Annotated in this window: 22 protein-coding genes; 11 read left to right on the top strand and 11 right to left on the bottom strand. The window is 72.6% G+C overall.

The window, feature by feature from the left end:
* Positions 1–45: 45 nt before the first annotated feature.
* The 3 genes from ACWDR0_RS02965 to ACWDR0_RS02955 are packed head-to-tail and all read left to right on the top strand — an operon-like array spanning position 46 to position 4324.
* Positions 46–1938 carry an IucA/IucC family protein gene (locus ACWDR0_RS02965; RefSeq protein WP_456349832.1) on the top strand — a complete coding sequence of 631 codons (1893 nt, stop codon included), beginning with the start codon at positions 46–48 and terminating at the stop codon, positions 1936–1938.
* Positions 1935–3737 (top strand): IucA/IucC family protein, encoded by a 1803-nt coding sequence (locus ACWDR0_RS02960; RefSeq protein WP_456349831.1) that lies wholly within the window; start codon positions 1935–1937, stop codon positions 3735–3737. Before ACWDR0_RS02965 ends, ACWDR0_RS02960 begins: the two co-directional genes overlap by 4 nt.
* The gene (locus ACWDR0_RS02955; protein WP_456349830.1) at positions 3734–4324 is read left to right on the top strand and encodes a GNAT family N-acetyltransferase; all 591 of its coding nucleotides are present in this window, start codon (positions 3734–3736) and stop codon (positions 4322–4324) included. The genes ACWDR0_RS02960 and ACWDR0_RS02955 overlap by 4 nt, the downstream gene beginning before the upstream one ends.
* A gap of 369 nt (positions 4325–4693) precedes the next feature.
* On the opposite strand, the gene ACWDR0_RS02950 is transcribed toward ACWDR0_RS02955, so the two are convergent.
* From ACWDR0_RS02950 to ACWDR0_RS02940, 3 genes are all read right to left on the bottom strand, one after another.
* A complete protein-coding gene (locus ACWDR0_RS02950) occupies positions 4694–5764 on the bottom strand; it encodes a UbiA family prenyltransferase (protein WP_456349829.1) in 1071 nt (356 codons plus the stop codon).
* A 73-nt stretch (positions 5765–5837) separates the two neighbouring features.
* Positions 5838–7340 (bottom strand): amino acid permease, encoded by a 1503-nt coding sequence (locus ACWDR0_RS02945; protein WP_456349828.1) that lies wholly within the window; start codon positions 7338–7340, stop codon positions 5838–5840.
* Between the two features lie 371 nt (positions 7341–7711).
* Positions 7712–9157: a hypothetical protein gene (locus ACWDR0_RS02940; RefSeq protein ID WP_456349827.1), complete on the bottom strand. Its 1446-nt coding sequence runs from the start codon at positions 9155–9157 to the stop codon at positions 7712–7714.
* A 282-nt stretch (positions 9158–9439) separates the two neighbouring features.
* On the opposite strand from ACWDR0_RS02940, the gene ACWDR0_RS02935 reads away from it, so the two are divergent.
* Positions 9440–10198: a class I SAM-dependent methyltransferase gene (locus ACWDR0_RS02935; protein ID WP_456349826.1), complete on the top strand. Its 759-nt coding sequence runs from the start codon at positions 9440–9442 to the stop codon at positions 10196–10198.
* Between the two features lie 190 nt (positions 10199–10388).
* A complete protein-coding gene (locus tag ACWDR0_RS02930) occupies positions 10389–10865 on the top strand; it encodes an excalibur calcium-binding domain-containing protein (RefSeq protein ID WP_456349825.1) in 477 nt (158 codons plus the stop codon).
* Between the two features lie 7 nt (positions 10866–10872).
* Here the strand turns inward: ACWDR0_RS02930 and ACWDR0_RS02925 are convergent, their stop codons facing one another.
* The 6 genes from ACWDR0_RS02925 to ACWDR0_RS02900 form a co-directional block, all read right to left on the bottom strand.
* Positions 10873–11340, bottom strand: a complete 468-nt coding sequence (locus tag ACWDR0_RS02925; protein ID WP_456349824.1) for an NUDIX hydrolase — start codon at positions 11338–11340, stop codon at positions 10873–10875.
* Positions 11341–11654: 314 nt separating this feature from the next.
* Entirely contained in the window at positions 11655–12890 is a 1236-nt protein-coding gene (locus tag ACWDR0_RS02920) for an MFS transporter (RefSeq protein ID WP_456349823.1), read from the bottom strand.
* Positions 12891–12968: 78 nt separating this feature from the next.
* Positions 12969–14294 carry a DegT/DnrJ/EryC1/StrS family aminotransferase gene (locus ACWDR0_RS02915; protein ID WP_456349822.1) on the bottom strand — a complete coding sequence of 442 codons (1326 nt, stop codon included), beginning with the start codon at positions 14292–14294 and terminating at the stop codon, positions 12969–12971.
* On the bottom strand, positions 14288–15481 hold the full coding sequence (locus ACWDR0_RS02910; RefSeq protein ID WP_456349821.1) for an NAD-dependent epimerase/dehydratase family protein: 1194 nt from the start codon (positions 15479–15481) through the stop codon (positions 14288–14290). The genes ACWDR0_RS02915 and ACWDR0_RS02910 overlap by 7 nt, the downstream gene beginning before the upstream one ends.
* A gap of 447 nt (positions 15482–15928) precedes the next feature.
* Complete coding sequence (locus tag ACWDR0_RS02905) at positions 15929–16492, bottom strand: hypothetical protein (protein WP_456349820.1); 564 nt, start codon at positions 16490–16492, stop codon at positions 15929–15931.
* 142 nt (positions 16493–16634) lie between these two features.
* Positions 16635–17381, bottom strand: a complete 747-nt coding sequence (locus ACWDR0_RS02900) for a hypothetical protein (protein ID WP_456349819.1) — start codon at positions 17379–17381, stop codon at positions 16635–16637.
* 279 nt (positions 17382–17660) lie between these two features.
* Here ACWDR0_RS02900 and ACWDR0_RS02895 point away from each other — a divergent pair, with 279 nt between their 5' ends.
* A complete protein-coding gene (locus ACWDR0_RS02895) occupies positions 17661–18158 on the top strand; it encodes a hypothetical protein (RefSeq protein WP_456349818.1) in 498 nt (165 codons plus the stop codon).
* Here the strand turns inward: ACWDR0_RS02895 and ACWDR0_RS02890 are convergent.
* Positions 18091–19155, bottom strand: a complete 1065-nt coding sequence (locus tag ACWDR0_RS02890) for an AraC family transcriptional regulator N-terminal domain-containing protein (RefSeq protein ID WP_456349817.1) — start codon at positions 19153–19155, stop codon at positions 18091–18093. The genes ACWDR0_RS02895 and ACWDR0_RS02890 overlap by 68 nt on opposite strands.
* A gap of 87 nt (positions 19156–19242) precedes the next feature.
* Here ACWDR0_RS02890 and ACWDR0_RS02885 point away from each other — a divergent pair, with 87 nt between their 5' ends.
* From ACWDR0_RS02885 to ACWDR0_RS02865, 5 genes are all read left to right on the top strand, one after another.
* Complete coding sequence (locus tag ACWDR0_RS02885) at positions 19243–20247, top strand: aldo/keto reductase (protein WP_456349816.1); 1005 nt, start codon at positions 19243–19245, stop codon at positions 20245–20247.
* 298 nt (positions 20248–20545) lie between these two features.
* Entirely contained in the window at positions 20546–21007 is a 462-nt protein-coding gene (locus ACWDR0_RS02880) for a hypothetical protein (protein WP_456349815.1), read from the top strand.
* Between the two features lie 86 nt (positions 21008–21093).
* On the top strand, positions 21094–21648 hold the full coding sequence (locus tag ACWDR0_RS02875; RefSeq protein WP_456349814.1) for a toxin: 555 nt from the start codon (positions 21094–21096) through the stop codon (positions 21646–21648).
* Positions 21649–21785: 137 nt separating this feature from the next.
* Positions 21786–23036, top strand: coding sequence for an MAB_1171c family putative transporter (locus tag ACWDR0_RS02870; RefSeq protein WP_456349813.1), 1251 nt, complete (start codon positions 21786–21788; stop codon positions 23034–23036).
* Positions 23033–23680 carry a hypothetical protein gene (locus ACWDR0_RS02865; protein ID WP_456349812.1) on the top strand — a complete coding sequence of 216 codons (648 nt, stop codon included), beginning with the start codon at positions 23033–23035 and terminating at the stop codon, positions 23678–23680. Before ACWDR0_RS02870 ends, ACWDR0_RS02865 begins: the two co-directional genes overlap by 4 nt.
* A gap of 231 nt (positions 23681–23911) precedes the next feature.
* Here ACWDR0_RS02865 and ACWDR0_RS02860 read toward each other — a convergent pair whose 3' ends face one another.
* Positions 23912–24196, bottom strand: a complete 285-nt coding sequence (locus tag ACWDR0_RS02860) for a hypothetical protein (RefSeq protein WP_456349811.1) — start codon at positions 24194–24196, stop codon at positions 23912–23914.
* Positions 24197–24251 lie beyond the last annotated feature (55 nt).

Raw genomic sequence — 24251 nt, 5'->3', positions numbered from 1 at the left:
CAGTGATCCGCCAGTGCCGTGCACGACCTACCCCGGAGCCGCTCGATGCCCGATCAGCTTGACCAGCCCGATCAGCTCGACCACCCCGTCCCCGCCCTCTCCGACACCGACCCCGCCGCCTGGCGCGAGGCCAACCGCCGGCTCCTCGCCAAAGCCCTCGGCGAATGGTGCTTCGAGGACATGCTGAAAGCGGTCAGGACCGACGAAGGCGGCACCGGCGGCGCGGGCAGCGGCGGCGGCACCGGAGCGGCCGGCTACCGCGTCGACCTCGACAGCGGCACCACCTATGCCTTCCGCGCCACCACCGGCGCCTTCGACTGGCTCCGCGTCGACCCCGGCTCGATCACCCGCACCGCCACGAGCATGCTCGGCAACTCCATCGCCCAGCCCGCCTGGGACGCCCAGCAGTTCCTGATCGAAGCCGCCTCCACCATCGGCAGCGACGCCTCCACCATCGCCACCTATCTCACCGAACTCTCCGCCACCCTCGCGGTCGACGCGGCCCGGCTCACCCACGGCGGCGAGACCGTCGCCGAACTGCGCGCCCTCGGCCACACCGAGCTGGAGTGCCGGATGACCGGCCACAACCTGCTGGTCGCCAACAAGGGCCGGATCGGCTTCTCGGCCACCGACGTACGGAAGTACGCCCCCGAGTCCGCCCAGTCGCTCACCCTCCAGTGGGTCGCCGTCCACCGGGGCCTCGCCGAGTTCCGCGGCACCTCCGAACTCTCCGAGCAGACCGTCCTCGCCCGGGAACTGGACGCGGCCACCCGCGCCCGCTTCACCGCCGTACTCGAAGCCGCCGGAGTCGACCCCGACGGCTATGTCTGGATGCCCGTCCACCCCTGGCAGTGGGACCACGCCGTCCAGGTCCTGCACGCCGCCGATGTCGCCCAGCGGCGGATCATCCCCCTCGGACAGAGCCCCGACCGGTATCTCCCCGGGCAGTCCATCCGGACCATGGCCAACGCGGACACGCCCGAACGCTACGACGTCAAACTGCCGCTCAAGATCCTCAACACCCTGGTCTGGCGCGGAATCCCGCCGCACTGCACCTCGGGCGCGCCCGTGGTCACCCAGTGGCTGCGCGGACTCGTCGAGCGCGACCCCTTCCTCACCGAGGAGCGCCGGACCGTCTTCCTGGGCGAGGTCGCCTCCGTCACCGTCCACCACCCCTATCTCTCCCATCTCGACCAGGCGCCCTACCAGCACCTGGAGACCCTGGGGTGCATCTGGCGGGAGTCGGTCTCCGCCCGCAAGGACCCGGACGAGCGCGTCCGTACCTTCGCGTCCCTGCTGCACACCGACACCGCGGGCGACGCTTTCGTCGCCGAACTGGTCCGCGCCTCCGGGCTCAAGCCCGAGAAATGGCTGCGGCAGCTCTTCGACACCCTCCTGGTGCCGCTGCTGCACGTCCTCTACCGGTACGGGGTCACCTTCAACCCGCACGGGCAGAACACCCTCATCGGCTACGACGAGAACGACGTCCCGGTCCGGCTGTACCTCAAGGACTTCGTGGACGACGTCTGCGTCTCCTTCACCGATGTCCCCGAGCGCGGCCCCGAGCCCGACGGCCATGACCATGTGCTGCCCCGCAAGCACCCGTCGATCATCCGCCAGCACGTCGTCGACCAGGTCTTCGTCGGCCACTTCCGCTATCTCGCGCCGCTCTGCGAAGAGCAGCTCGGGGTACCCGAGAAGGCCTTCTGGCGGCTGGTGCGGCGCACGATCCTCGACTTCCAGAAGGACTTCCGCAAGAAGTTCCCGCAGCTGGCGGGCCGGTTCGCCGAGTACGACCTGCTGACCGACCAGATCCCCCGCTACGGGCTCAACCGCGACCGCATCGTCGTCACCCGCTACACCGACCGCGCCCTGCGGCACGCCCTCTACCCCAACGGCACCCACCCCAACCCGCTCGCCGAGGAGGGCGGCGCATGACCGCCACCGCCCCCGTCACCGCCCCCGACACTGCCACCGTGCGCCCCGTCGAGCCGCTGCACGGCCTCGAACCGCGCGCCGCCGCCGAACACGCCCACCTCGAAGCGCTGCTCCGATGCTGGCTCCGGGAGACCGGGACCGAGCCTGCCGCCGGGCCGCTGCGGATCGAACTCCCCGCCGTGGGACTGGCCCTGGTCACCGAGGTCGTGCACCGCTCCCCGACCGGCTGGCACCGCTTCGGACCGGTCCGCCTCGAAGGCCCCGCCGGGCCGCTGGGCGCCACCGCCGACCCGGTGACCGCCGTCGCCCTGCTCTCCACCGAGGCCGCGAACGCCGCCCCCGGCAGCCGGGGCGGCATCCCCGCGGGCGAGCTCGCCGACCTGGTGGAACGTACCGCCGAATCCGTCCGCCGGGTCGCCCTGTTCATCACCGAACGGCGCGCCAGCCCCGAACCGCCGCCGGGCACCGACGCCTTCCTCGACTCCGAGCAGGCCCTCCTCCTCGGCCACCTCCACCACCCGGCGCCCAAATCCCGCGACGGGCTCTCCGAGAACGAGACCCGGGCCTACTCGCCCGAACTCCGCGGCTCCTTCCGGCTCCACTGGTTCGCCGCCGACCCGTCCGTCGTCTCGCACGACGCCGTCGACGGCGCCCCCTCGCTCCGGGGCCGGAACACCGTCGAGCTGCTGGCCGATCTCGCGGGCCGCCCCGGCACCGGCGGCCGGATCCTGGTCCCCGCCCACCCGTGGCAGGCCAGGGACGTCCTCCACCGGGCCCGTACCGCCGCGCTCATCGCCTCCGGCGCCCTGGAACCGCTCGGCGAGCTGGGCCCGGAATGGTGGCCCACCTCCAGCGTCCGGACCCTCTACCGGCCCGGTACGGAGGTGATGCTCAAGCTCTCCCTCGGGCTGCGGCTCACCAACTCCCGCCGGGAGTCGACCCGTACGGAGCTGCTCCGCGGACTGGAGATCAACCGGCTGCTGGACGCGGGCCACGCCGCCGCCACCGCCGCCGCCCACCCCGGCTTCTCCATCACCCGGGACCCGGCCTGGCTGGCCGTCGACGAACCCGGCCGCCCCGAAGGCCCCGAGATCACCGGCCTCGATGTCGCCGTCCGCGAGGTGCCCGAAGGCATCGGCTCCCTGCGCTGCCTGGTCGGGCTGGTCGCGCCCCGGCCCGGCCTCGGCCGCAGCCTCCTCGGCGAGACCGTCGCCGCACTCGGCCCCGGCGCCGCGGAACAGTGGACCGCGGACTACACCGACCGGGTGCTGGTCCCGATGCTGCACCTCTACGCCACCACCGGCATCGGTCTGGAGGCGCACCAGCAGAACACCCTCGTACGGCTGGACTCCCGGGGCCGGGTCACCGGCTCCGCGTTCCGCGACAACCAGGGCTACTACCTGGCCGCCTCCCACCTGCCCGCCGTCCTGCGGCGGATCGGCGCGGACTCCTCCACCCTCGCGGTGGTGGACGATGACCTGGTGGACGACCGGCTCTCCTACTATCTGCTGCGCAACCAGGCGCTGTCGGTCGTCGGCGCCCTCGCCGTCGACGGGCTCGCCGACGAGCGCACGCTGCTCGGCGTCCTCGCGGGCAGACTGCGGGCCGCGCTGCCCGCCCTCGCCGATGCCGCGCCCGGCGGCGACCGGCTCGCCCGCCGCTGGCTCACCGCAGGCACCCTGCCCTGCAAGGGCAATCTGCTCACCCGGCTGCACGGAATCGACGAGGTGCTCGCGCCTCTGGACGCGCAGTCCGTCTATCTCGACGCCCCCAACCCCCTTCTGGAGGCCACCGTATGACCTCGTTACACCAGGCCTCGCCCGATCTCAGCACCGTGCCCGGGCCGCCGCTGCCCCTGCTCGGCGGACGCTGGACGGCCCGGGTGGCGAGATCCGGGGGTGCCGACCTCGACCTGGTGCACGGCTGGATGCAGTCCCCGCACATCGACGCCTTCTGGCACCAGGCGTGGCCGAAGGAGCGCTGGGAGGAGGAGATCGCGGGCCATCTCTCCGGGGACGCCATCCTGCCGGTCCTGGTGGTCCTGGACGGTGAGCCGTTCGCGTACGTCGAGGTCTACCGGGCCGCCCGGGACCGGCTCGCCGCCTACTATCCGTACGGCGCCCGGGACCTCGGCCTCCATATCGCCATCGGCGAGCGGAGCCGCACCGGCCGCGGACTCGGCCGGGAGCTGCTGCGGGCCCTCGCCGACGGCCTCCTCGAAGCGGATCCGGACTGCCCGCGGGTGGTCGCGGAACCCGACATCACCAACGAGCCCTCGCTGCGGGCCTTCGCGGCGGCCGGCTTCCGGGACGCGGGCGAGATCGTGCTCCCGGACAAGAAGGCGGCGCTGGTGATCCGCCCGAGAACGGACGCGGACATGCTGTGACGCCGGCCCGCCGGCCCGCCGGCCCGCCGGGCGCTCTGCCCGGGCCGGGCGCGGGGCCGCCACGGGCTTCCGCGCCCGGGCCGTCCGGCCGCCGACCGCGGGGGAGTCGGCGGCGCGGCGGGACCAGGCCCCGGAACAGGCCCCTGACCGGGGGCCCGGGCCCGGGCCCGGAGCATCGCGCTCCCGCGAACGGCACTCTCCCGGCCCGCACCGGCCATTGGCCACCGGCCACCGGCTACCGGTCATCGGTCATCAGTCACTGGCCAAGGGGCACAGGCCACCGGTCACGGGCTACCGGCCACCGGCCACCGGCCACCGGCCACCGGCCGTCGGCCTCAAGCCGGTCCGCGTACCGCGGCTCACCGCCCCTCACCGCCCCCGTACGCCGAGCGCGGCGGCCGGGCTCCCGGGTCCCGGCGCTCCGCCCGACCCCGACCCCGGCCCCGACTCCGCCCCTGCCACCGCCCCCGGCTCCGGCGGGAGGTCGTACTGGTGCCGCATCAGTCTCTGTACGAGGAGGCTGAACGCGGCCATCAGCGCCACCAGCACCGCCGCCCGCGCAAACCCCGCCCCCGCCGACAGCGCCGCGCCGCCCAGCAGCAGCCGGCCCGGCTCCATGGGCCGTACCGCGGCCAGCGCCACCCCCGGGGTCACCGCGCTCCCCGCCCTCAGCAGGGGGACGTAGGCGACGAGCCCGCAGCCCACGGCCGCCGCCAGCAGCACCCCGTAACCGGCCCGCGCGGCCCCCGGCAGCAGCGGTACCGCGGCCGACGCGGCCCCCACCGCCACCCCGTACAGCACCGCCGACACCCGGGCCGCCGCCCGTTCCCCGTGCCGTACCGCGAACGTCCCGCACCGCCCGGACCGGTCCCCGGCGACGTCCCGCAGCGTCCCCAGCAGATTGTGCGCCGCGTCGTGCGCCCCGAAGGCCAGCGCCAGTGGCAGGACCACCAGCGGCAGCCGGTCGTGGGTGAGCAGCGCCCCCGACAGCAGGACGGCCGCCATCCAGCTCCCGCGCAGCGCGTTCCCGTACAGCCCGCGGCCCTTCAGCGCCACCGCGTAGCCCACCACACCGCCCAGCACCCACCCCATCAGCAGCGCCGCGCCTCCGTCGACGGCCGCCAGCGAGCCCAGGCTCGCCGCGATCGCGCCGAGCCCCGTCGCCAGCGCGGCCCCGGGCGACAGCCGCCCGGACGGCAGCGGCCGCTGCGGCCGGCCGGCCGCGTCCAGCCCCCGGTCGAACCAGTCGCAGAGATAGTGCCCCCCGATCCATGCGGCCGTCGGCGCGGCCCAGGCGACCACGAGGACCCCCGGCCCGGATCCGGTGGCCGCCCCCGGCAGCAGGGCACCGGCGAGGGAGACGAGCCCGGGGTAGCAGAGGGTGTAGGGGCGCCAGGTCTGGAGGTGGGCGTAGAGGGTCCGCCCCAACCGGGTGGTCATGACACGTACGGTGATCCCGCGGTCGCACGGTGTCAAAGAGGCGGCGCCGTACGCCCCTGGGCCCGCCGGAGGCTCAGGCCCGCCGCCGACGGCGCACCAGCAGCGCGTACGCCCCGGTCAGCACCAGCAGCGCCGGGACGCCCACCAGGCACGCCGTCCGCATCTCCGGGACGAAGACCCCCGTCGCGTACACCGACAGCAGTGCCGCGATGCCCAGCACCGGGACCACCCGTCCGCCGGGCAGCCGGAGTGCCGACGGCGGCCGGTCCGGATCGCGGCGGAAGGCGAGCAGCGTCAGCAGGACGGTGATCCAGACCGCGACGATCCCGAAGGTGCCCAGCGCCAGCAGCACCCCGAAGACCCCGGCGCCGAAGAGCGCCGTCAGCCCGGCGGTGACCAGGAAGCCCAGCGCGGAGAAGAGGATCGCCCTGCGCGGTACGCCCTGCGCGGTGGTGGCGCCGAGGGCTCGCGGCGCGAGCCGGTCGTCGCCGAGGGAGTGCAGCATCCGCCCGGCGGCGTACAGATTGGCGTTGGCCGCGGAGAGCGCGGTGACCAGGACGACGAAGTTGGTGACGGAGGCCGCGGCCGGGATCCCCGCCGCGTCGAACATCGTCACGAACGGGCTGCCCTCGGTGCCGTGCCCGCTGGTCACCTCGGTCCACGGCAGGACGGCGAGGATGACCGCGATGGCCCCCAGATAGAAGACACTGAGCCGGAGGACGAGAGTCCGCAGGGCGCCGCGGAGCGCCGGGCCGGGGTCCTTCGCCTCGGGCGCGGAGACGGCGACGAGTTCGATACCGGCGAAGCTGAACAGCACGATCGCCATCACCAGCCAGATCGCCAGCGGCCCCTCGGGGACGAAACCGCCGTGCGCGGTCCAGTTGCCGACGCCGGTGGCGGGCCGGTCCGGCAGCCCGAAGACGATCAGTACGGTCCCGATGACGATGAACGCGACGGCGGCGAACGCCTTGACGGCGCTGAGGACCGACTCGGTGGTGCCGAAGTTCCGCACCCCGGTCGTGTTGACGCCGGTGACGGCGGCCGCGAAGACGAGGACGGCGGCCCACAGGGGGACCTCCGGCCACCAGAAGCGGAGGTAGATCGCGGCGGCGACCACTTCGGAGCCGATACCGACGATCAGGGCGATCCAGTAGATCCAGCGGACGGAGAACCCGGCGAAGGGGCCGAGGGCGCGCCCGGCGATGGCGCCGAAGGAGCCGCGGACGGGCAGGGCGCTGACCATCTCGCCGAGGGCGTACGCGACGACCAGGGCGATCACCGCACCGGCGGCGTAACTGATCAGCACGGCGGGTCCGGCGACGGAGATCGCGGACCCGGCTCCGAGGAACAGCCCGGTCCCGAGCGCGGACCCCAGCCCGAGCAGCGCCATCTGCCGCCGCCCGAGCCCGCGCCGCAGCCCGTTGCCGCTCCCGGCCTCGGGGTTCCCCTTCCCGTGCCCGGATTCCGGCCCGGCCTCCGCGGTCCCGTGCCCCTCCGCGGTCCCGTTCCCCTTGGCGTACCCGGAACCGCCGGTGTCCGCCGGTGCCGTCGGGCGGCGGCGGGAAGCGGTGGTCACGACGGGTCCTCGGAGGTGCTGGGGGTGCTGGGGCGCGGCCGGCGGGGGCGCGCACTCCTGGCGGAGGAACCCGTACCGTATCCGCCCTATACGGTACCTTCCCGACCCCGGCGGACGTTTCCGGCTGCCGGGGCGGGGCCGTACCAGTGGCTGCCTGTCCGCGCCGGCGGCCGTACGCACCCCGTACTGCTCACGCCGGCGGCCGTACGCACCCTGTACTGCCCGCGCCGACGGTTGTACGCACCCCGTCCCGTCCCGTCCCGGCGCCATGCCCACGCCCTGCGGCTCCGCGCACCGCCCCGCGGCGGTGGTGCCGGGCCCGCCCCCCGAAACGGGCCCGGCACACATCTCCTACCGCCGTCGCACCGGCCTCACAGACCCGTGCCCGCGCTCCACACCTTTCCGCTCACCCCGTCGGGCAGCTCCTGCCAGACCGCCGTGGTCCGGCCGTCCGGGCCGCCCGCGACATGGCCCTCGGCCACCCCGGACGGCTGCGCCATCAGCGCGGCGGGCGCGCTCCAGACGCCCCCGCTCCGGCCCGCGTAGTGGACCACCTGCGACCAGCCCGAATCGTCCTGCTGGGTCCAGAGCACATGGACGGAGCCGTCCGGCCCGATCTCCGCGTCGTACTCGTCGCGCGAGTAGGCGGTGGTCACATTGGCCGTCGGTGACCAGGCGCCGGTGACCGGGGAGCGGGTGGTGGACTGGATGTGGAAGCCGTTGGCGGTGTAGCCGCGCCAGACCATGGTGATCTGCCCGTCGGGGCCGATCAGCGGCCGGCTGGCCGCCGGGGAGTCGACGGTCGCCGCCTTCTGCGGGGCGCCCCACTGGGTGCTGCCCGCGGGGCGGATGAGGACGTCGAGGGAGTCGGGTCCCCAGGCGCTCGACGGATGGCTGAGCCAGCTCAGGACCGCCGAGCCGTCGGGGGCGACGGACGCGCGCGGTACCGCGGCCGAGATTGCGGCGCCGGAGAGGGCGGCGGCCGTGGACCAGGTGGTGGCGCCCGCGACCAGGTCGGACGAGACGACGGACGCACCGTCGGCACGGTTCTCGCCCCAGACGACGGTGGCCGTGCCGTCGGGCGTGATCAGCGCCTCCAGGCTGCTCTCCAGCGTCTCCGCGGGCGTGCTGTCCAGCTTGACGGGCGCCGACCAGGCCGCGGTCGCGTTCGCCCGCTCGGAGACATATACGTCGGTGATGCGGTCGCCCTGCCGGATCCAGGCCGTGACGGCCCGGCCGTTCGCGCCGACGGCGGTGGTCGGGGCGATGTAGTCGGTGCCGGTGGCAATGTCGGCAGGCGCCGAGAAGGCGGTGCCGCCGGAGGCGAGGACCGCCGTACGGACGGTGTCCTGGGCGCCCAGCTTCACCCAGGTGAGGGTCACCGAGCCGTCGGGCGCGGTGAACAGCCGGGCGTTGGCCGTCCCGGCCGGCAGCGTGTCGACAACGGTGGGCGTGCCCCAGACGGCGCTGCCCGCGGGCCGGATCGCGACCTGGAGGTCCGTCTGCGCGGAGCCGGGGGACTGGCGGAACGACGCGGCGACGACATCGCCGTTCCCGGCGGTACGGACCTCGGCGACGTGCACGGTGTCGGCGCCGGTCGCCGAGAGGGCGACGGGGGTGCTCCAGGGGCCGGTGACCCCGGCGGCCGCGGGCGTCGTACCGCCCACGAGGAGCGCCGGGGCGAGCAGGGCCCCGAGCAGCCCGGCCCGGCCGAGGCCCGGGCCTCGCCGGTTACGGGCCGGGCCGCGACGGCTTTCCGCGGCGGGGGAGAAGGGGGCGTCGGAGTTGATGTCGTACGGCTGAACCTGCGGGTTCAAGGAGAGACCTCCGGCTGGTCGCGACAGGCACGGGGAACCATGGCCTTGTCATGACCACGAAGTGCCTGGGGATCTTCGGGAAGGTATCACCGGGCTCATATCACCGCAGGACAAGCCGCCCGAAAGCGGAGGTAGTTCTGCGTGATCGCGACGATGCGCCCGGCCCGGCCATCGCTGCTCGACACCGAACGGGCAAGGCCCGCCCCCCTCCCCTCCTCTCCCGCTCCCCCTCCGGCGGAAAACCGAACGGGCCGCCCCGCACCTCCCGATACGGTCGAACGCATGGCAGACGACAAGTTCGAGCACCCGGCACTGGCCGCCGTCTACGACGCGCTGGAGTCCGACCGTTCCGACCTGGACGCCTATCTGCGGCTGGCCGGGGAGTCCGGGGCCCGCCGGATCCTGGACATCGGCTGCGGCACCGGGGTGTTCGCCCTGCTCCTGGCGGACCGCGGGCTGGATGTCACGGGCCTCGACCCGGCGGGGGCCTCGCTGGACGTGGCCCGCGCCAAACCCGGGGCCGACCGGGTCCGCTGGATCCACGGCGACATCTCCGCCCTCTCCGCCCTCCCGCAGTCCGGCGGCTTCGATCTGATCACCATGACGGCGAACGTCGCCCAGGCCATCGACTCCCCGCCGCTCTGGCGCGCCACCCTCCACGGCGCGCGGGCCGCACTCCGCCCCGGCGGCCTGCTCGTCTTCGAGACCCGCGACCCCGCCCGCCGCGCCTGGGAGTCCTGGAACAGGGAGGAGTCCTACGAGGTGGTGGACGTGCCCGGCACCGGCGAGGTGGAGAGCTGGTACGACGTCCTCACGGTCGAAGGGCCCCTGGTGACCTTCCGCCAGACCTGCGTCTTCCGCGCCACGGGCACGGTTCTGACCTCGGACTCCACCCTCCGCTTCCGCACCCGCGCCGAAATCGCCTCGGACCTGTCCGCCGCGGGCTTCCCCGCCCACGAGGTCCGGGACGCCCCGGACCGCCCCGGCCGCGAGTTCGTTTTCGTCGCACAGCTCCCGCCGCGGGGCGCGTCCGGGGACTGAGCACCCGTACGGCTCGGCAGTCGTCACTCCGGTCCGTGCTCCACCGGTCGTCGGCCATCTCCGTTCCGGTCGGGTCTCTACCGGTCGACGATCCTCCGGATGCGAATTTCCCCCACTTCGCCTCCCGGACTTCTTCACGGAGTTACGGTGTTCCCTCACTGAATGCACTGAATGCGCACAAGGGGGGACCTTGAGCAGTCCGTACGCCATGGCACCACCGCCACCGCCGCCTTCGCCCGGCCCCGCCGGACCGGAGCGGTCGCTGTGGCGGATGAAGCGCCTCTATGCCGGCGGCGCCGTGATCATGCTGCTCGGCTTTGCCTGCGGCAGCACCGGATCGGCACCCGCCGACGGTGCAGGGGCGAAACCCGGCCCGACGGTCACCGCCACCGCGACCGCCACGGTCACCGCCCCCGCGAAGACGGTCGTCGAGCCGGGCCCGACGGTCACGGTCACCGTCACCAGGACCAAGGCCGCCAAGGCCAAAACGTCCACCGGCGGTACCGGTGGTGGTGGCGGTTCGGGCAGCGGCGCCGCCGCACCGGACGTCTCGTACGCCAACTGCGCGGCGGCCCGCGCCGCGGGCGCCGCCCCGGTCCACCGAGGCGACCCCGGCTACGGCCGCCACCTCGACCGCGACAACGACGGCGTCGGCTGCGACTCCTGACCTGCGGTCAGCCCTGGAGGGCCCGCGAGATCACCTCGTACGCGAAGTAGTCGCCGGGAGCCCGGCCCTCCTGAAGCCGGTCGAGGTCCCCGGGCCCGAACCAGTCGTAGGCGGTGTGCTTGGACCACTCCAGCTCGGGGTGGTCCAGGTCCCCGTCGACCTCGACCAGAAAATCGGCCTCCCGCCGGGTCCCGCTCCCGTCGTCCCCGTCCCAGACGAACGTCCCGAGCAGCCGCCGCACCCGGCGCAGCCGCCACCCCGTCTCCTCCTCGATCTCCCGGCCGAGGGCCTCCACCAGCGATTCACTGTCCTCGACATGCCCGCCGACGATGTCCCAGCAGCCGGGAAAGAGCCGCCTCCGGGGCCCGCGCAACTGGGCGAAGGCCCGCCCCCCGCCGTCGAGAACCACCGCCCCGACCACCCAGACCTCTCCGTCGGCGGGCACGGGCAACTCGACACCGGGATCGACTTCCACGGACGCGTACTCGGGAACGGAAACGGACAAGGGAACGGGCGCAGGCCCGGAGTGCGGGGCTTCGGACATGGCGCCACTGTAGGCGGGCCCACCCGGCCGGGGTTTGTCACGCATGAAAAAACCCCGGCCTCCTGAACGGAGGCCGGGGCCATGTGGAGCGCTGGGCAGGCCTTGCACCTGCATCCCCCCACAGGAAGTGGGGTGCCTTTCCTTGGACCACCAACGCATCTCCCGCTTCCGGTGTTCACCGGCGCGAGCGCATGATCACTATAGCGCGTCCGCGGCCTCGGGTGAAACTCCGGAGCGGGCCCGACTCAGCGGTCGCGCAGGCGTGTTGCGAGGAAGGCCATGGCGCCCATCAGCGCGGGGAGGACCAGCATCGCCACCCGCAGGTTCGCCGACTCGGCGAGGAAGCCGATGACCGGCGGGCCGGCCAGGAAGCCGACGTAACCGACCGCGGAGACCGCGGCGATGGACGGGCCGGGGCGGTCGGGGCGGAGGTCGGCGGCGTGGCTGAAGATCACCGGGACGACGGCGGCCAGGCCCAGCCCCAGCAGGCCGTAGCCGAGGAGCCCGGCGGTGACCGTGGGGGAGACGACCGGGACCAGCGCCCCGGCGCCCGCCACCGCGGCACAGCCGGTGAGGAAACCGGTGGTGCCGATGCGCGGGCGGATCCGGTCCGCCGTCAGCCGCCCGATCACCATGCCCGCCGAGAAGACCGCGAAGCCCGCGCCCGCCGCGCCCGCCGCCGCGTCCGCCTCCTCGGTCAGATAGACCGCGCCCCAGTCGTTGACGACGCCCTCGCCCATCAGCGCGCAGAAGGCGAGCAGACCGGGCACCCACAGCCCGGGCCCGGGGAGCGCCAGCAGTGGGCCGGACCGGCCGCCGTCGCCCGCCGGGCGGTGCGGCTCGGGCAGCAGCGCCGTCACCGCGACGCCCGCCACCGCGCACAGCACGACGGCCGTGACCGCGAAGTGCGGCCCGGTGCCCACCCCGGCCCAGGCCACGAGCGCCCCGATGCCCGCGCCCGCGATCCCGCCGAGGCTGAACATCGCGTGGAAACCGCCGAGCACCGGCCGCCCGTACGCCCGCTCGACCAGGACGCCCTGGGTGTTCATGGAGACGTCGACCGCGGTGTTCCCGCAGGCGAACACCGCCAGTACGGCGGTGAGCAGCGCCAGGCTCGGTACGAAGGCCAGCGCGGCCAGCGCCGCCAGATAGGCGGCCATCCCGGCGCAGAGCACCGTACGGCTGCCGTACCGGGCCACCAGCCCGCCCACCAGCGGCAGCCCCAGGAACGCCCCGGCGCTCAGCCCCACCAGCGCCACCGCGAGCTGCCCGGCGGAGAGGTCGAGGCGTTCCTGTACGGCGGGGACCCGGGCCGCCCAGGTCGCGAAGGCGGCCCCGGTGGTGAAGAAGACCGTGCTGACGGCCAGCCGGGCGGCTCTCGGCGGAGCCGGCAGCGGGGCCGGGGGGCCGGTCCGGGTCCGGGTCCCGCCGCCCGTCGTGCCGAAGGCCTGGTCCGCTGCCCTGTACGACTTCTTCCCCATGAATGCCCGGGTCCTTTCCCGTACCGCCGTCTCCGGCCTGCTCTCGTGCCTCCCGCGGGTACCCCGCCCGTCACTCTTCTACCGGCTCGCACCCCCGTCCCCGGCCGCCCCACGCCGGGCCAGCGCGATCAGGGCGTCCCGCTCCTCGACCAGGACCTTGTGGAAGACGTCGGCGAAGAGACGCATCGTCCGTTCGCCGTTCGGCGGGCCCAGGGAGCTGAAGCTCTGGCCGAGGACCAGCCTGCGACGGCAGACCTCCTCGCTCACCGGGTACTCCTCCGGGCGGTAGACGTGCCCGGCTGCGGCATGGCCGCAGCTCCACGGGCAGCCGCGGCCGTATCCGCGCAGCTCCTGGAAGAGCGTCTGGGCCGGGACCGGCCGGGGCTGCCAGCGCATGATGCCGAGGCCCTCCGCGTTCACGGCGGCCGCGAGCGCGTCGCGGAACGCGGGCACGGACACATCGGCCGGGTCGACGCCCAGCTCCTCGGGCGCCACGAGCAGCGGATAGAAGAAGTAGACGTGCGTACGGTCCGCGGGGACGGCCGGTGTCCGGATGCCCGGCACCCCCGCCAGCGCGGCGGTGAGCGCCGCGCCGTTGGCCTCGCGGATCCGGGTCATCTCCGGGAGCCGCCGGAGCTGGGAGCGGGCGAACGCCGCGGCCAGTACGTCGATGCGGTAGTTCCAGCCCATGATGCGGGCGTTGTAGTCGCGGTCCCGGCCCGGCAGCTCCTCGCCGAACATCAGCACCCGCCGGGCGAGCGCGTACTCCTCCGCGTCGCGCGTCGCGAACAGCCCGCCCTCGCCGAGGGCCGACAGGGTCTTGGAGCCGTTGAGGCTGGCGCCGCTCATCGTGCCGAGGGAGCCCACGGGCCGCCCCCGGTAGGTGGCGCCGTGCGCCTGCGCCGCGTCCTCGATCAGCGCGAGGCCGTGCCGGCCGGCGACGGCACGCAGGGCGTCGTAGTCGGCGGGCAGGCCGTTCAGGTCGACGGCGACGATCGCCCGGGTACGGCCGGTGATCCGCTCCTCGACCAGGGCGGGGTCCAGGTTGAACGTCACGGGGTCGGTGTCGACGAAGACGGGCACCGCGTTCGCCTGGAGGACGCAGGACGCCGACGCCAGAAAGGTGTCGGCGGGTACGAGCACCTCGTCCCCCGGCTCGACACCGGCCGCGGCGATCGCCATGTGCAGCGCGGCGGTCCCGGAGTTGGCGGCGAGGACGTACGGCATGGAGGTGTACGCCGACCACGCCTCCTCCAGCTCCTGTACGGCGCGCATGGGCCAGTGCCAGGGGGTGGCGGCGTCCAGGGCGCCGAGGACGGCCCGCCGGTCGTCGTCGGTGATGTACGGCCAGGGCGCGACGGCGCCTTCGGGGAGCAGGCGGGGGCCGCCGTCGACGGCTAGCACGGCGGAGCCTGGGCCTCGGGGGTACGTACCCCGGGCCCGACAGCGCCCGGCCTGTCGGCCTTCGCGCCGCCTCCGTCCTCGCTCCGTACCGACGGCACCGCGACCACCGCGGCCCGTTCCCCCTCGCCCTCCTTCTCCCTCTCCCCGTCGCATTCCCCCTCCGTCAGCCGCCGGGGGACCGTCCGCGGCACCCTCCGGAACACGGCCTTCACCGAGGGCAGTTCAGGCCGTTCGCCGAGCACGGCGGCCAGCCCGGACAGCCCACGGTCCAGCCCGACCTCCGCCGCGCAGCCGAGGGCGGCCAGTTTGGAGACGTCCGCGACCAGGGGGAAGCTGTCCTCCAGGCTGCTCCCGTCGGCCTCCAGCAGAGCGGGCCGCCCGGTGGCCGCCCCCACCGCTTCCGCCAGCTCCCGCATGGACACCCCGGTGCCGCTGCCCAGGTTGTAGACCTCGCCGTCCGTGCCTCGCGCGGCGAGTACGAGCAGCGCCCGGCAAACGTCGTCGACATGGACGAAGTCTCGCGTCTTCAGGTCGATGTCGCCGACCACGGGGATCGGCAGCCCGTTGAGGTGCCACCGCAGGAACTGCGAGACCTCGCCGCCCGCGTGCTTCGGGTCCTCGCCGGGCCCGTAGACCACGAAGGGCCGCCCGATGACGACGGGAAGCCCGGCGGAGTGCCGGAGGCTCAGCAGGGTGAGTTCGCCGGAGAGCTTGGACGCGCCGTAGGGCAGGAACGGCCGAGTGGGATGGTCCTCGTCGATCGGTGCGTACCGCGGAGTGCCGTACACGATGGCGGAGGAGAGGTGGACGAGCTTGCGGACCCCGAGTTCGAGACAGGCGTCGCCGACATGGCAGGTGGCCACGGCATTGAGGTGGAAGTCGTACCGGGGCCGCTCCACGGAGACGGTCCCGCTGGCGTTCCCGGCCAGATGGAAGACGGCATCGGCGCCCTGGAGGGCGAGCAGGGTGTCGCCGTAGTCCCGGAGATCCGCCGGGCGGTGCCGCACCCCGGGTAACCCGCTCAACTCCGCCGGAAGCCCGGCAAGGTCGACGACGGTGACCCGCTTCCCGAGCCCGCTGAGGACCGCGACCAGCCGGCGGCCGATAAAACCCGCCCCGCCGGTCACTACAACGTTGTCGTATTCATGGATTCGGTCGAAAGCATCTACCCCGTGGATCAACGTCACTCCTGGAAGGCTGGAGACCGGAGAGGGAGTCCGGAGAGCCGCGCCGACGCTCGTCCCCGGCCCGCCGGGCACGCTGCCCGGCATCGGAACGTCCGACGTCACGATCGCCGGAACAGCCGGGACCGCGGCGCTCGCAGCTGGGCGAGGACCGCCGGAATCGAGGGGCGGAGAGGGATTCGGTGCGCGTCGGCGCAGTGCGGTTGCGGTGTCGGAGACATCGGCGAACGGGGCCGGACCGGCACAAGGAACGCACCCCGCTGTCTCCAGTGGAACACGCGTCCCCGCGGCCGCCACAAGCCCCGCAGCGGGGTTTGGCCGAAGGCGCACCCCCTACGCACACCAATACCCTCGTCAACGGCCCCCGCCCCGCGAACGCACCGTGCCACATGCCAACGGATTGGCTGGTTCCTCAACCGTCCCCGGGAGAGGACAGGCGGCCGACGAGTGTCAGCGAAACGACCAGACCATTCCGATCTCCTTCGTGGAGACCAGGAACAACCCGAAGTCGAAATCGCGCGACGACAGGGAGTGCCAGGTGGAGACCCGCTGGTAGTAGTCGAGGGTGGCGCTGGCGCTTCCGGTGTTGGCGTAGAAACGCGAACCTTCGGGGAAGCGGGACAGGATGGTGCGTGCCTTCTCTTCGAGCGCTCCCCGGAGGACGTTGAAATGCGGTTCCGCGCCGACATCGATCCACGGTGTGGAGAGGGCCACGAGGAAGCGCTCGGCCGACGAGCGCGAAATCTCGTGAAGGCAGGACTGCCACGCAGGATGTGCCGCGGGGCCGTCCGGGAACACGGTGAAGGGATAGAACGGATCTTCGAGCCGCTCGAGTTCACCCTCGTAGAGATCCACTGTGCGCCAGCCACGCGCATCGGAAGTAGCGCTGTGTATCAAGGTGGAGGCGTCGAGGGCCCAGTCATCGTGCTCCCGGCCCGCGACCTTGGCAATGGTGGCCCGGCGCGCGTACATGCCGATCGCTTCCGCCCACGACCGTTCGTTCAGTTCGGCCATTCCGTCTCCTCACCGACTGCTCGGCCGGGCCATCAGGCGTAATGAACGAGGGCACTCCCGGCCCATGTGTGTCCTGATGATCCCAGGCCGGCGAGGCTCATCAGGGCGCAGGCGGTCCCGGTCACGGTGACGGGTGGTGCCTTCAGGCGAGCGGAACGGCGTCCGACGCCTTCGTCTGCCAGTTGGTGACGACCGGCTTGTCGACGGTGATGGTGCCGACCCTCAGGGACTCCGGGTTGGGGTCGTCGTTGCCGACGGCGACGATGATGCTGTCGAACTGCTTGCCCCAGTTCCCCTTGGTGGTCTTCGGGTTCACCCCGGCGTACGCGACCTTGTTCCCGCTGAGCTTGATCTGCTTGGGGGCGGCCTTCTGCGCCGGGCCCGCCTCCGTGCCGTCGGAGCCGAAGGCGACGGTCGGCAGAGCGGCGGGCAGATAGCAGGTGATACCGGGCTTGGCCTTCGCCATGAGCAGGATGTATCCGCCGGCCTGGCTCTCGGCACGGGTCTTCCAGTTGATGTCGTTGGCCCCGCAGGTCTGCTCGACCGGCACCCGGCGCCCGTCCCCGATGTCGTATCCGGACCCGTCCCTGACCTTGGCTCCGTTAGCGCTCTTGCCGCTCTTGCCGCCCTTGTTCTCCTTGGTCTTGGCGCCCGTGTCCTTGGCGGTGGTGCCCTTGCCGGTCGGGGCCTGCGCGGGAACGGGCGGGGTGACAGGCGTGCCGATCCGCTCGGTGGCCGGCTCGGCGGGCTGCGCGGGCTCGACTTTGGCCACCGGCTTGGCGTCGGTCTTCACCGCGGCCTGGTCCGAGCTCTGGCAGGCGGTCATCAGCATGATGTTGCCCACGAGGACCGCGGACGCGAGGACGGCCTTGCTGCGGATGCCGGACATGAAATCTCCCTGTTCAGTGCCGAGTTGAGACCGGAAGGCCCGCTGGCTTCCCGGCGCTTGTTCGACCTCTATGAGGGGCTTGCCGCGCACCGGGATCCCGGCTCTCCCGTTCCAGAACACCGCCGTCACCGGCCGGTTACATGGTCACGAATGCCCGGCCGGAGGCAGCCGTACGGGGCCGCGGCCCGTCTTCCGAAGCTCGGGAGAACCACGGTTTCGCCGGGCGGCCGCGGCCCGCGCGCCGCATACTGAGGGCCAGTCGACCGGGGGGGACGGATCATGGCAGCCACCGAGGACTTAGACACCCACGACTTGGACACCCAGGAATCGGTCCGCAGGGAATTCGCTCTGGAGCGGTACCGGTACCTCCTCCAGCAGATCAACGCGGTCAACGAGAACGTCCACCGCTTCCTCGCGATCTACCAGACCCTGGCCACCGCGCTCGTCGGCGCCGCGGTCGCGCTCTTCGTGGGCTACCGGAAGTGGGGTCTCGCCCCGGACGTGGCGCGCAGCGGGGTGATCGGCCTGCTGGTCCTCGCCACGGTCGTCGCCGTCTTCACCTGCCTGCTCGTGGTGATCGGCGCGCTGGCCTGGCTGGACTACCGCAACGAGGAGTGCGACCTCACGGACGAGATCGTCGGCCCCGGCTTCCGTACCCGGCCCCGCTCCGGGAATCTGCTGCGCTGGTACGAGACGTACGTCCTGCTGTTCATCCTGGGGTCGGTGGCGACGATGTGGCTGCTGGCGGGATTGCTGCTGCTGCCGGAGATGACATGAGGCTCGGGGCAACCCGCCGTCCGCTTCCGCCGGCGAGGCCGCTGCCGTTCTCCCTGCCGGTCGCCGCGCCGGTGGCTCTGCCGGTCGCCCCGCCGGTGGTCCCGCCGGCCGCCAACCGGCCCCGCAGCCGTGCCGCGTCCCGCATCGGCGGCAGCCCGTAGACGCTCCGGTACTCCCGGCTGAACTGAGTCGCGCTCAGATATCCGACCGTCTGCGCCACCGCGGCGGCCGTGGTGTCGCCCGCCGTCAGCAGCCTTCTGGCCTCCTGGAGGCGTACCTGTTTCTGGAACCGGAGCGGACTCAGCCCGGTGGCGGCTTTGAAGCGGCGGTGCAGGGTGGCGGTGCTCATATGCGCGACCGTCGCGATCTCCTCGACGGTCAGCGGTTCGGCGTAGTGCCCGCAGATCCACACCGCCGCCGCGCGGACCCGGGCGGTCCCCGAGTCCGCCACGGTGAACTGGCGCAGCACCGGCCCCAGCGGGCCGCGGAGCAGCCGGTACAGGATTTCGCTCTCGAACCGCGCCGCCAGCGGGCCGATGTCCTCCGGGTTGTCGAGCAGCTCCGTCCACCGGGTGACCGCGTCCAGGATTTCCGGTGTCATCGCCGCGCTGATCTGCCCGCCGGAGCCGGAGCCGGAGCCGGAGCCGGAGCCCGAATCCGGACACCGGTCGTACTCGCCCCACTCCAGCAGCAGTTCGGTGAGGAGGCCCGCGTCCAGCCGCATGATCACCGAGCGGTACGGGGCCTCTTCGCAGGCGACGGTGACCGGGACCGGGAGCGTATTGAGGGCCATGTCGCCGCGTGCGCTCCGCCAGCTCCGCCCGCCCGTGCCGGCCCGTTTGGCACCGCTGGAGATGAAACAGACCATGGGGTCGTACAGCAGCTCGACGGGAACGGCCGGCTCGTCGAGTGCGACCAGGGTGAGCCGGGGCACGGCCGTGTCGGACCACGGCCCGACCCCGTGCCGGGTGACGGCCGCCGAAAGCCGGTCCAACATGCGCCACTCCCTTGCCGAGAGGATCAGGCAATCCTATGCGGCCGCGGCCCCATGCCCGGACGCCTTCGCGGACCTAGCGTTCACGGCATGACACAGCAGCAGAACCTTCCGCACCGCACCCTCGGCACCCAGGGCCTGGCGGCCGGGGCGATCGGCCTCGGCACGATGGGTATGACCATGGCGTACGGACCCGGCGACGAGGCGGGCGGCACCGCCGCCATTCACCGGGCGTACGAACTCGGTGTGACCCTCTTCGACACCGCCGAGCTGTACGGCATGGGCACCGGCAGCAATGAGCGCCTCCTCGGCCGTGCGGTGCGGGACTTCCGCGACGAGATCCTCATCGCCACCAAGTTCGGCTACGACCTGAGCGATCCGCAGAACTTCACCGGCGCCCTGGACAGCCGCCCGGAGCACATCCGGGAGGTCGCCGAGAACAGCCTGCGGCATCTCGGCACGGACCGTATCGATGTGCTGTACCAGCACCGGGTCGACCCGGACGTACCCATCGAGGACGTGGCGGGCGCCGTGGGTGAACTGATCGCCGAAGGCAAGGTCCGCTACTTCGGCCTCAGCGAGGCCGGCCCGGACAACATCCGCCGTGCCCATGCCGTCCACCCGGTGTCGGTGCTCCAGACCGAGTACTCGGTGTTCGAACGCGGCGTGGAGGCCGAGGTGCTTCCGGTCGTACGGGAGCTGGGCATCGGGTTCGTGCCGTACTCGCCCCTGGGCCGCGGCTTTCTGACGGGTGCGGTGAAGCCGGCCGCCGAGTATCCGGCGGACGACATGCGCAGCTTCGACGACCGCTGGCAGCCCGGTAACTACGAGAAGAATCTGACCGCCGTCCGGCGGCTGACCGAGCTGGCAGGGGAGAAGGACATCACCGTCACCCAGCTCGCCCTGGCCTGGCTGCTGGCCCAGGGCGACGACATCGTCCCCATTCCCGGCACCCGCAGCCCCGACCGCGTCACCTCGAACACCGCCGCGGCCGGGGTGACGCTCACCCCGCAGGACCTCGCCCTGATCCGGCAGATCCTCCCGCACGGCGCGGCGGGCGCCCGCTACCCGGAGTGGATGACGCCGACCTCGTGACCCGGCGCCTGCCCGGGCCCGTGCCAGGAGGCGAGGCGCGGGCCGGCGGGAGACGCGCTGTGGATCGGTTCCTGAGGGGCTGGCATACTGCACGCGTGTAGCCCTTCGCGCATCCCCCGTCGCGAAGGGCTACACCCATAGATTCACGTGCCGAACCGGATCGGCGCACGGAAGTTGTCCACGGACAGGGGACTCCCCTGTGGCCCCCTGGCCGTGTTTTTTGTAGTTAACAGTGGCGTAGAGTGTTTGTGCAAGCCGGACACTTGCCCCGGTGTACGAGGTGAACGTAGGTAACCGGATGGACAGCGGCGAAGAGCGCACGCCCGAACTGCAGACACTGCAGCAGAAGGTCGAGTACATGCTGGAGAAGACCTTCCCGGGCCAGAAGGTGTCCGGGCGGATCTTCGCCGAGCTGGTGAAGGAGCGCGGCGGTTCGCTCTCCCACAGCTACTTCTCGAACATCCTCGCCGGCAAGGTCACCCAGCCCTCCGAGGAGATCCTCAAGGCGCTCGGGCTGGGCTTCGGTGTCGACTGGCGGTTCTTCAAGGAGGAGTCGGAGGTCGTCGGCGACGTGGTCGCCGGTCTCCAGTTCCTCGCCAAGCGGCGCACCGGGGAGATCGCGGGGGTGGCGGGCCGGGGTGTCGACGACGACGGACTCCCGGCGGAGCTGCTGGAGTTCGCGCTCTCCCTGCTGGCGGACACCAAGGACAACAAGGAGCGGGCCGAGGGTGCGGAAGACGGCGCTCCGGGCGGCCCGTAGCGGATACGGGATCCGGTCGGAGACCGGCGTTGGTTAGACTCGCCGACCGCTTGTGATACGCGCGAGTCGACGACCAAGAGGCCCCCATGTCCCTGCGTGAACTGCGCAAAGAGTGCGAAGCCGGACTGGCTGACCTTCCCATACCCGCGCCCTTCACCATCGAGGGCCTGGTGGCGAACATGGAGGCGGCCCGCGGCCGGACCATCGTCCTCCAGGAGCTGCCCGAACGGCTGGCGCGCGTCAACGCGGCCTGCGGTCTGCGACTGAAGTCCGGCACCACCAGCTATGTCCTCTACCGGCGCCGCCCGACCGCGTACCAGACCCAGCATGTGATCCTGCACGAGCTGTGCCACGAGTGGTTCGACCACGGCACCAGCCTGGACGCCGAGCAGATGCGGCGGTTGCTGCCGGTCTTCGACTCCTCGCTGATCGAACGGGTCCTCTCCTCCGACACGGTCCAGGCCCGCGCCCAGTACGACACGCACGACGAGCGGGTCGCCGAATTCGGCGCCTCCCTGATCCCGCGGATGGCCAGGGACGTGACCAGCGACGACATGGTCGGACGGCTGGCCAACTCGCTGTCCCGGCCGGTCGCCCACCGGCGTACGTTCTCCCTCCGCGCGTTCTTCCGCCGCTCGTAGCCCGCCGCTCGCGGCCCGTAGTTCGCAGGCCGCCGTTCTCAGGCCGCGGCCCGCTGCCCATGGCCCGCGGCCCGTAGTTCACAGGCCGCGGCCCGCCGCCACCCGCAGTCCCGTACCCCCCCCACCGAGGAATTCACGTGACCACGCTCGACCTCGCCGGCTATCTCGTCGCCGGTCTGATGACCGCCGTGGCCCTGTGGCGTATGCCGGCCGCGCTCTGGGGTGACGAGGAGGACAAGCGCCGCCGCGCCCTCTGGGGCTGCTACGCGGGCTTCGCCGTCGCCCTCTGGACCAAGACCCGTGTGGTCCGGATCAACCTCAACAACAGCCCCGTCGTGGACCTCGCGGTGCTCATCAAGCACTACACGTCCACCATCGCCATCCTGGCGATCCTCAGTTACATCGTCGCCATCTACGGACACTTCCCCAAGGACGGGGAGATACCGCGCCATGTCCGGTTCGCCCGGCTCGTCCAGCGGGTGGCCACCAAGGCGTCCGTGGTCACTCTCGTCCTGCTCACCGTCCTCTTCTTCACCGTGGTGGACCGCTCGGTCCCCACGGACCGGTTCGTGTCCGAACACGCCGGCCAGTGGGGCGCCACGCTCTATATGAGCGTCTTCTACCTCTACTTGGGCGCCGCGTCCGCCGTCTGCGCCTACCAGTGGGCCCTGGCCACGGCCGACACCCGGGTGCGCCATCTCCGGGTGGGCCTGGGGATGATGACCTTCGCGATGTTCATCGGTGTCGGCTACACCGTCAGCCGGACCGTGTTCCTGTGGATCAGCGTGGTGGACCAGCCCAGCGCGAGCTTCGCGCTGACCTTCGACAAGGCCACCGAGGCCGCCCAGGTCGTCCTCTTCTCCTTCTTCGCGGTCGGTGCCTCCATACCCGCCTTCAGCAAGGGCTGGCGGCGGATCCGGCTCTGGCGGGCCCAGGTGAACCTGCACCCGCTGTGGCGCGAGCTGATGACCGCCTTCCCCGATCAGCCGTTCGCCCCGCCGGCCTCGCTCGCCCGGGAGCTGACCCGCTTCGATACTCCCGCGGACCTGCGCGTCGACCGCTGGGCCGCGGACATCGCGGACGCGGTCGAGAAGCTGCGCCACTACGTCCCCGACGGCCTGCTGACCGCCGCCAAGGAGGCCGCGGCGGACGAGGGTACGGACCCCGGGAAGGCCGGCTCACTGGCCGACGCCTACTGGATCAAAGCGGCCCTGGTCGCCAAGGCCGAGGGCGCGCCCGCCGGAAAGGCCGGCGCCTTCGAGACCAAGCACGCCACCGACCAGGACGGCGAGGTCGCCTGGCTGCTGCGGGTGGCCGCCGCTTACAAGGCCATCCCGGAACAGCGGACCCGCCTCGTCCTGCGGTCCGGACTGGAGCACAGCGCATGACCGAAGCACAGCGCACGACCGGAACACAGCGCACGACCGAGACGTCCACCGGTTCGCCCGTCACCGCCACGGCCCGCTTCGTCACCACGGCCCGCGTCGTCACCGACGTCCTCCAGCCGCGCAACGTCCTGCTCGCGGGCATGCTCGGCATCGGCCTGGCCGCCGCGGGCCACTGGACCGGCCTGCTGTGGGGCCTGCTCGGCGCCCTGTGCGCCGGTCTGATCCCGGCCGGCTACATCGAATGGGAGCGCAAGCGCGGCACCTGGGGCGACCGCCATGTCGTCGACCGCACCCAGCGGGCACCGATCTTCTTCGTCATCCTCGGTTCCATCGGCACCGGCTCCCTGATCATGCTCCTCGGCGGCGCCCCCACCCCCATCCTGATCGCCATGCTGGGCCTCTGGGTGATGACCGTCGGACTGCTTGCGGTGAACACCGTCTGGAAGATCTCGGTGGACTCCGCAGTGGCCTCCGCGGTGGTCGCCCTGCTGTCCGCGGTCCACTCGCCGTGGTGGCTGACCGCCTACGCACTCACCGCCGCGGTGTGCTGGTCACGGGTCGCCCTGAGGTACCACACGGTGGCCCAGACTCTCGCGGGCGCGTCACTGGGGGCGGCCACGACGGTGGCTTTCCTGTTCGGCTGAGGGTTCACGCGAGGGTTCGCCCGAACCGACCGCCGGGCCGCGACCGGTCCGGCCGTCGTCCGGCTCCAGGGTGCTCTCCTCCCGCATCGCGAGGATGGAGCGCCGCATGAGGCCCGGCTCGGCTTCGAAGCGGTGGGCGGCCGGGTCGGGCCGCAGGCGCGCTGCCCATGGCCGGGCGGTGGCCGTCGGACGGGGCGGGCGGGACCGGTTGTCCGGCGTGGCACCCCGGGTCTACAGGCCCCGCAGGGCCTCGTGGAAGTCCGCGTAGGCGGCCCAGCAGTCGACGGTCCCGTCCTCGTTGAGGCTGCCCATGTACCAGTCCTCGTCGCCGACCGGCTTCAGCAGGCAGAGCGAGTGGAATCCGATCACGGTCTCCGGCCGGATCTCCTCACCGTCGCCCGGGCCGCCCCGCCAGGCCGCCGCGCGATCCGCACCGAGCAGTACCGCCTCCTGATCTCCGGAGACATCGCGGATCCGCGCAAGGGTCCAGCCCGGGGGGAGTCGGTTGCCGGTCATGCGGTGATCATGCCATTCCGTCGCCGATCGGCCCGGACAATAAAAGGGCCCCGGT

The sequence above is a fragment of the Streptomyces sp. NPDC003691 genome (genome assembly GCF_053981115.1).
Note: the sequence above shows the minus strand (reverse complement) of the source record. Positions and strands in the feature narration are given on the sequence as shown.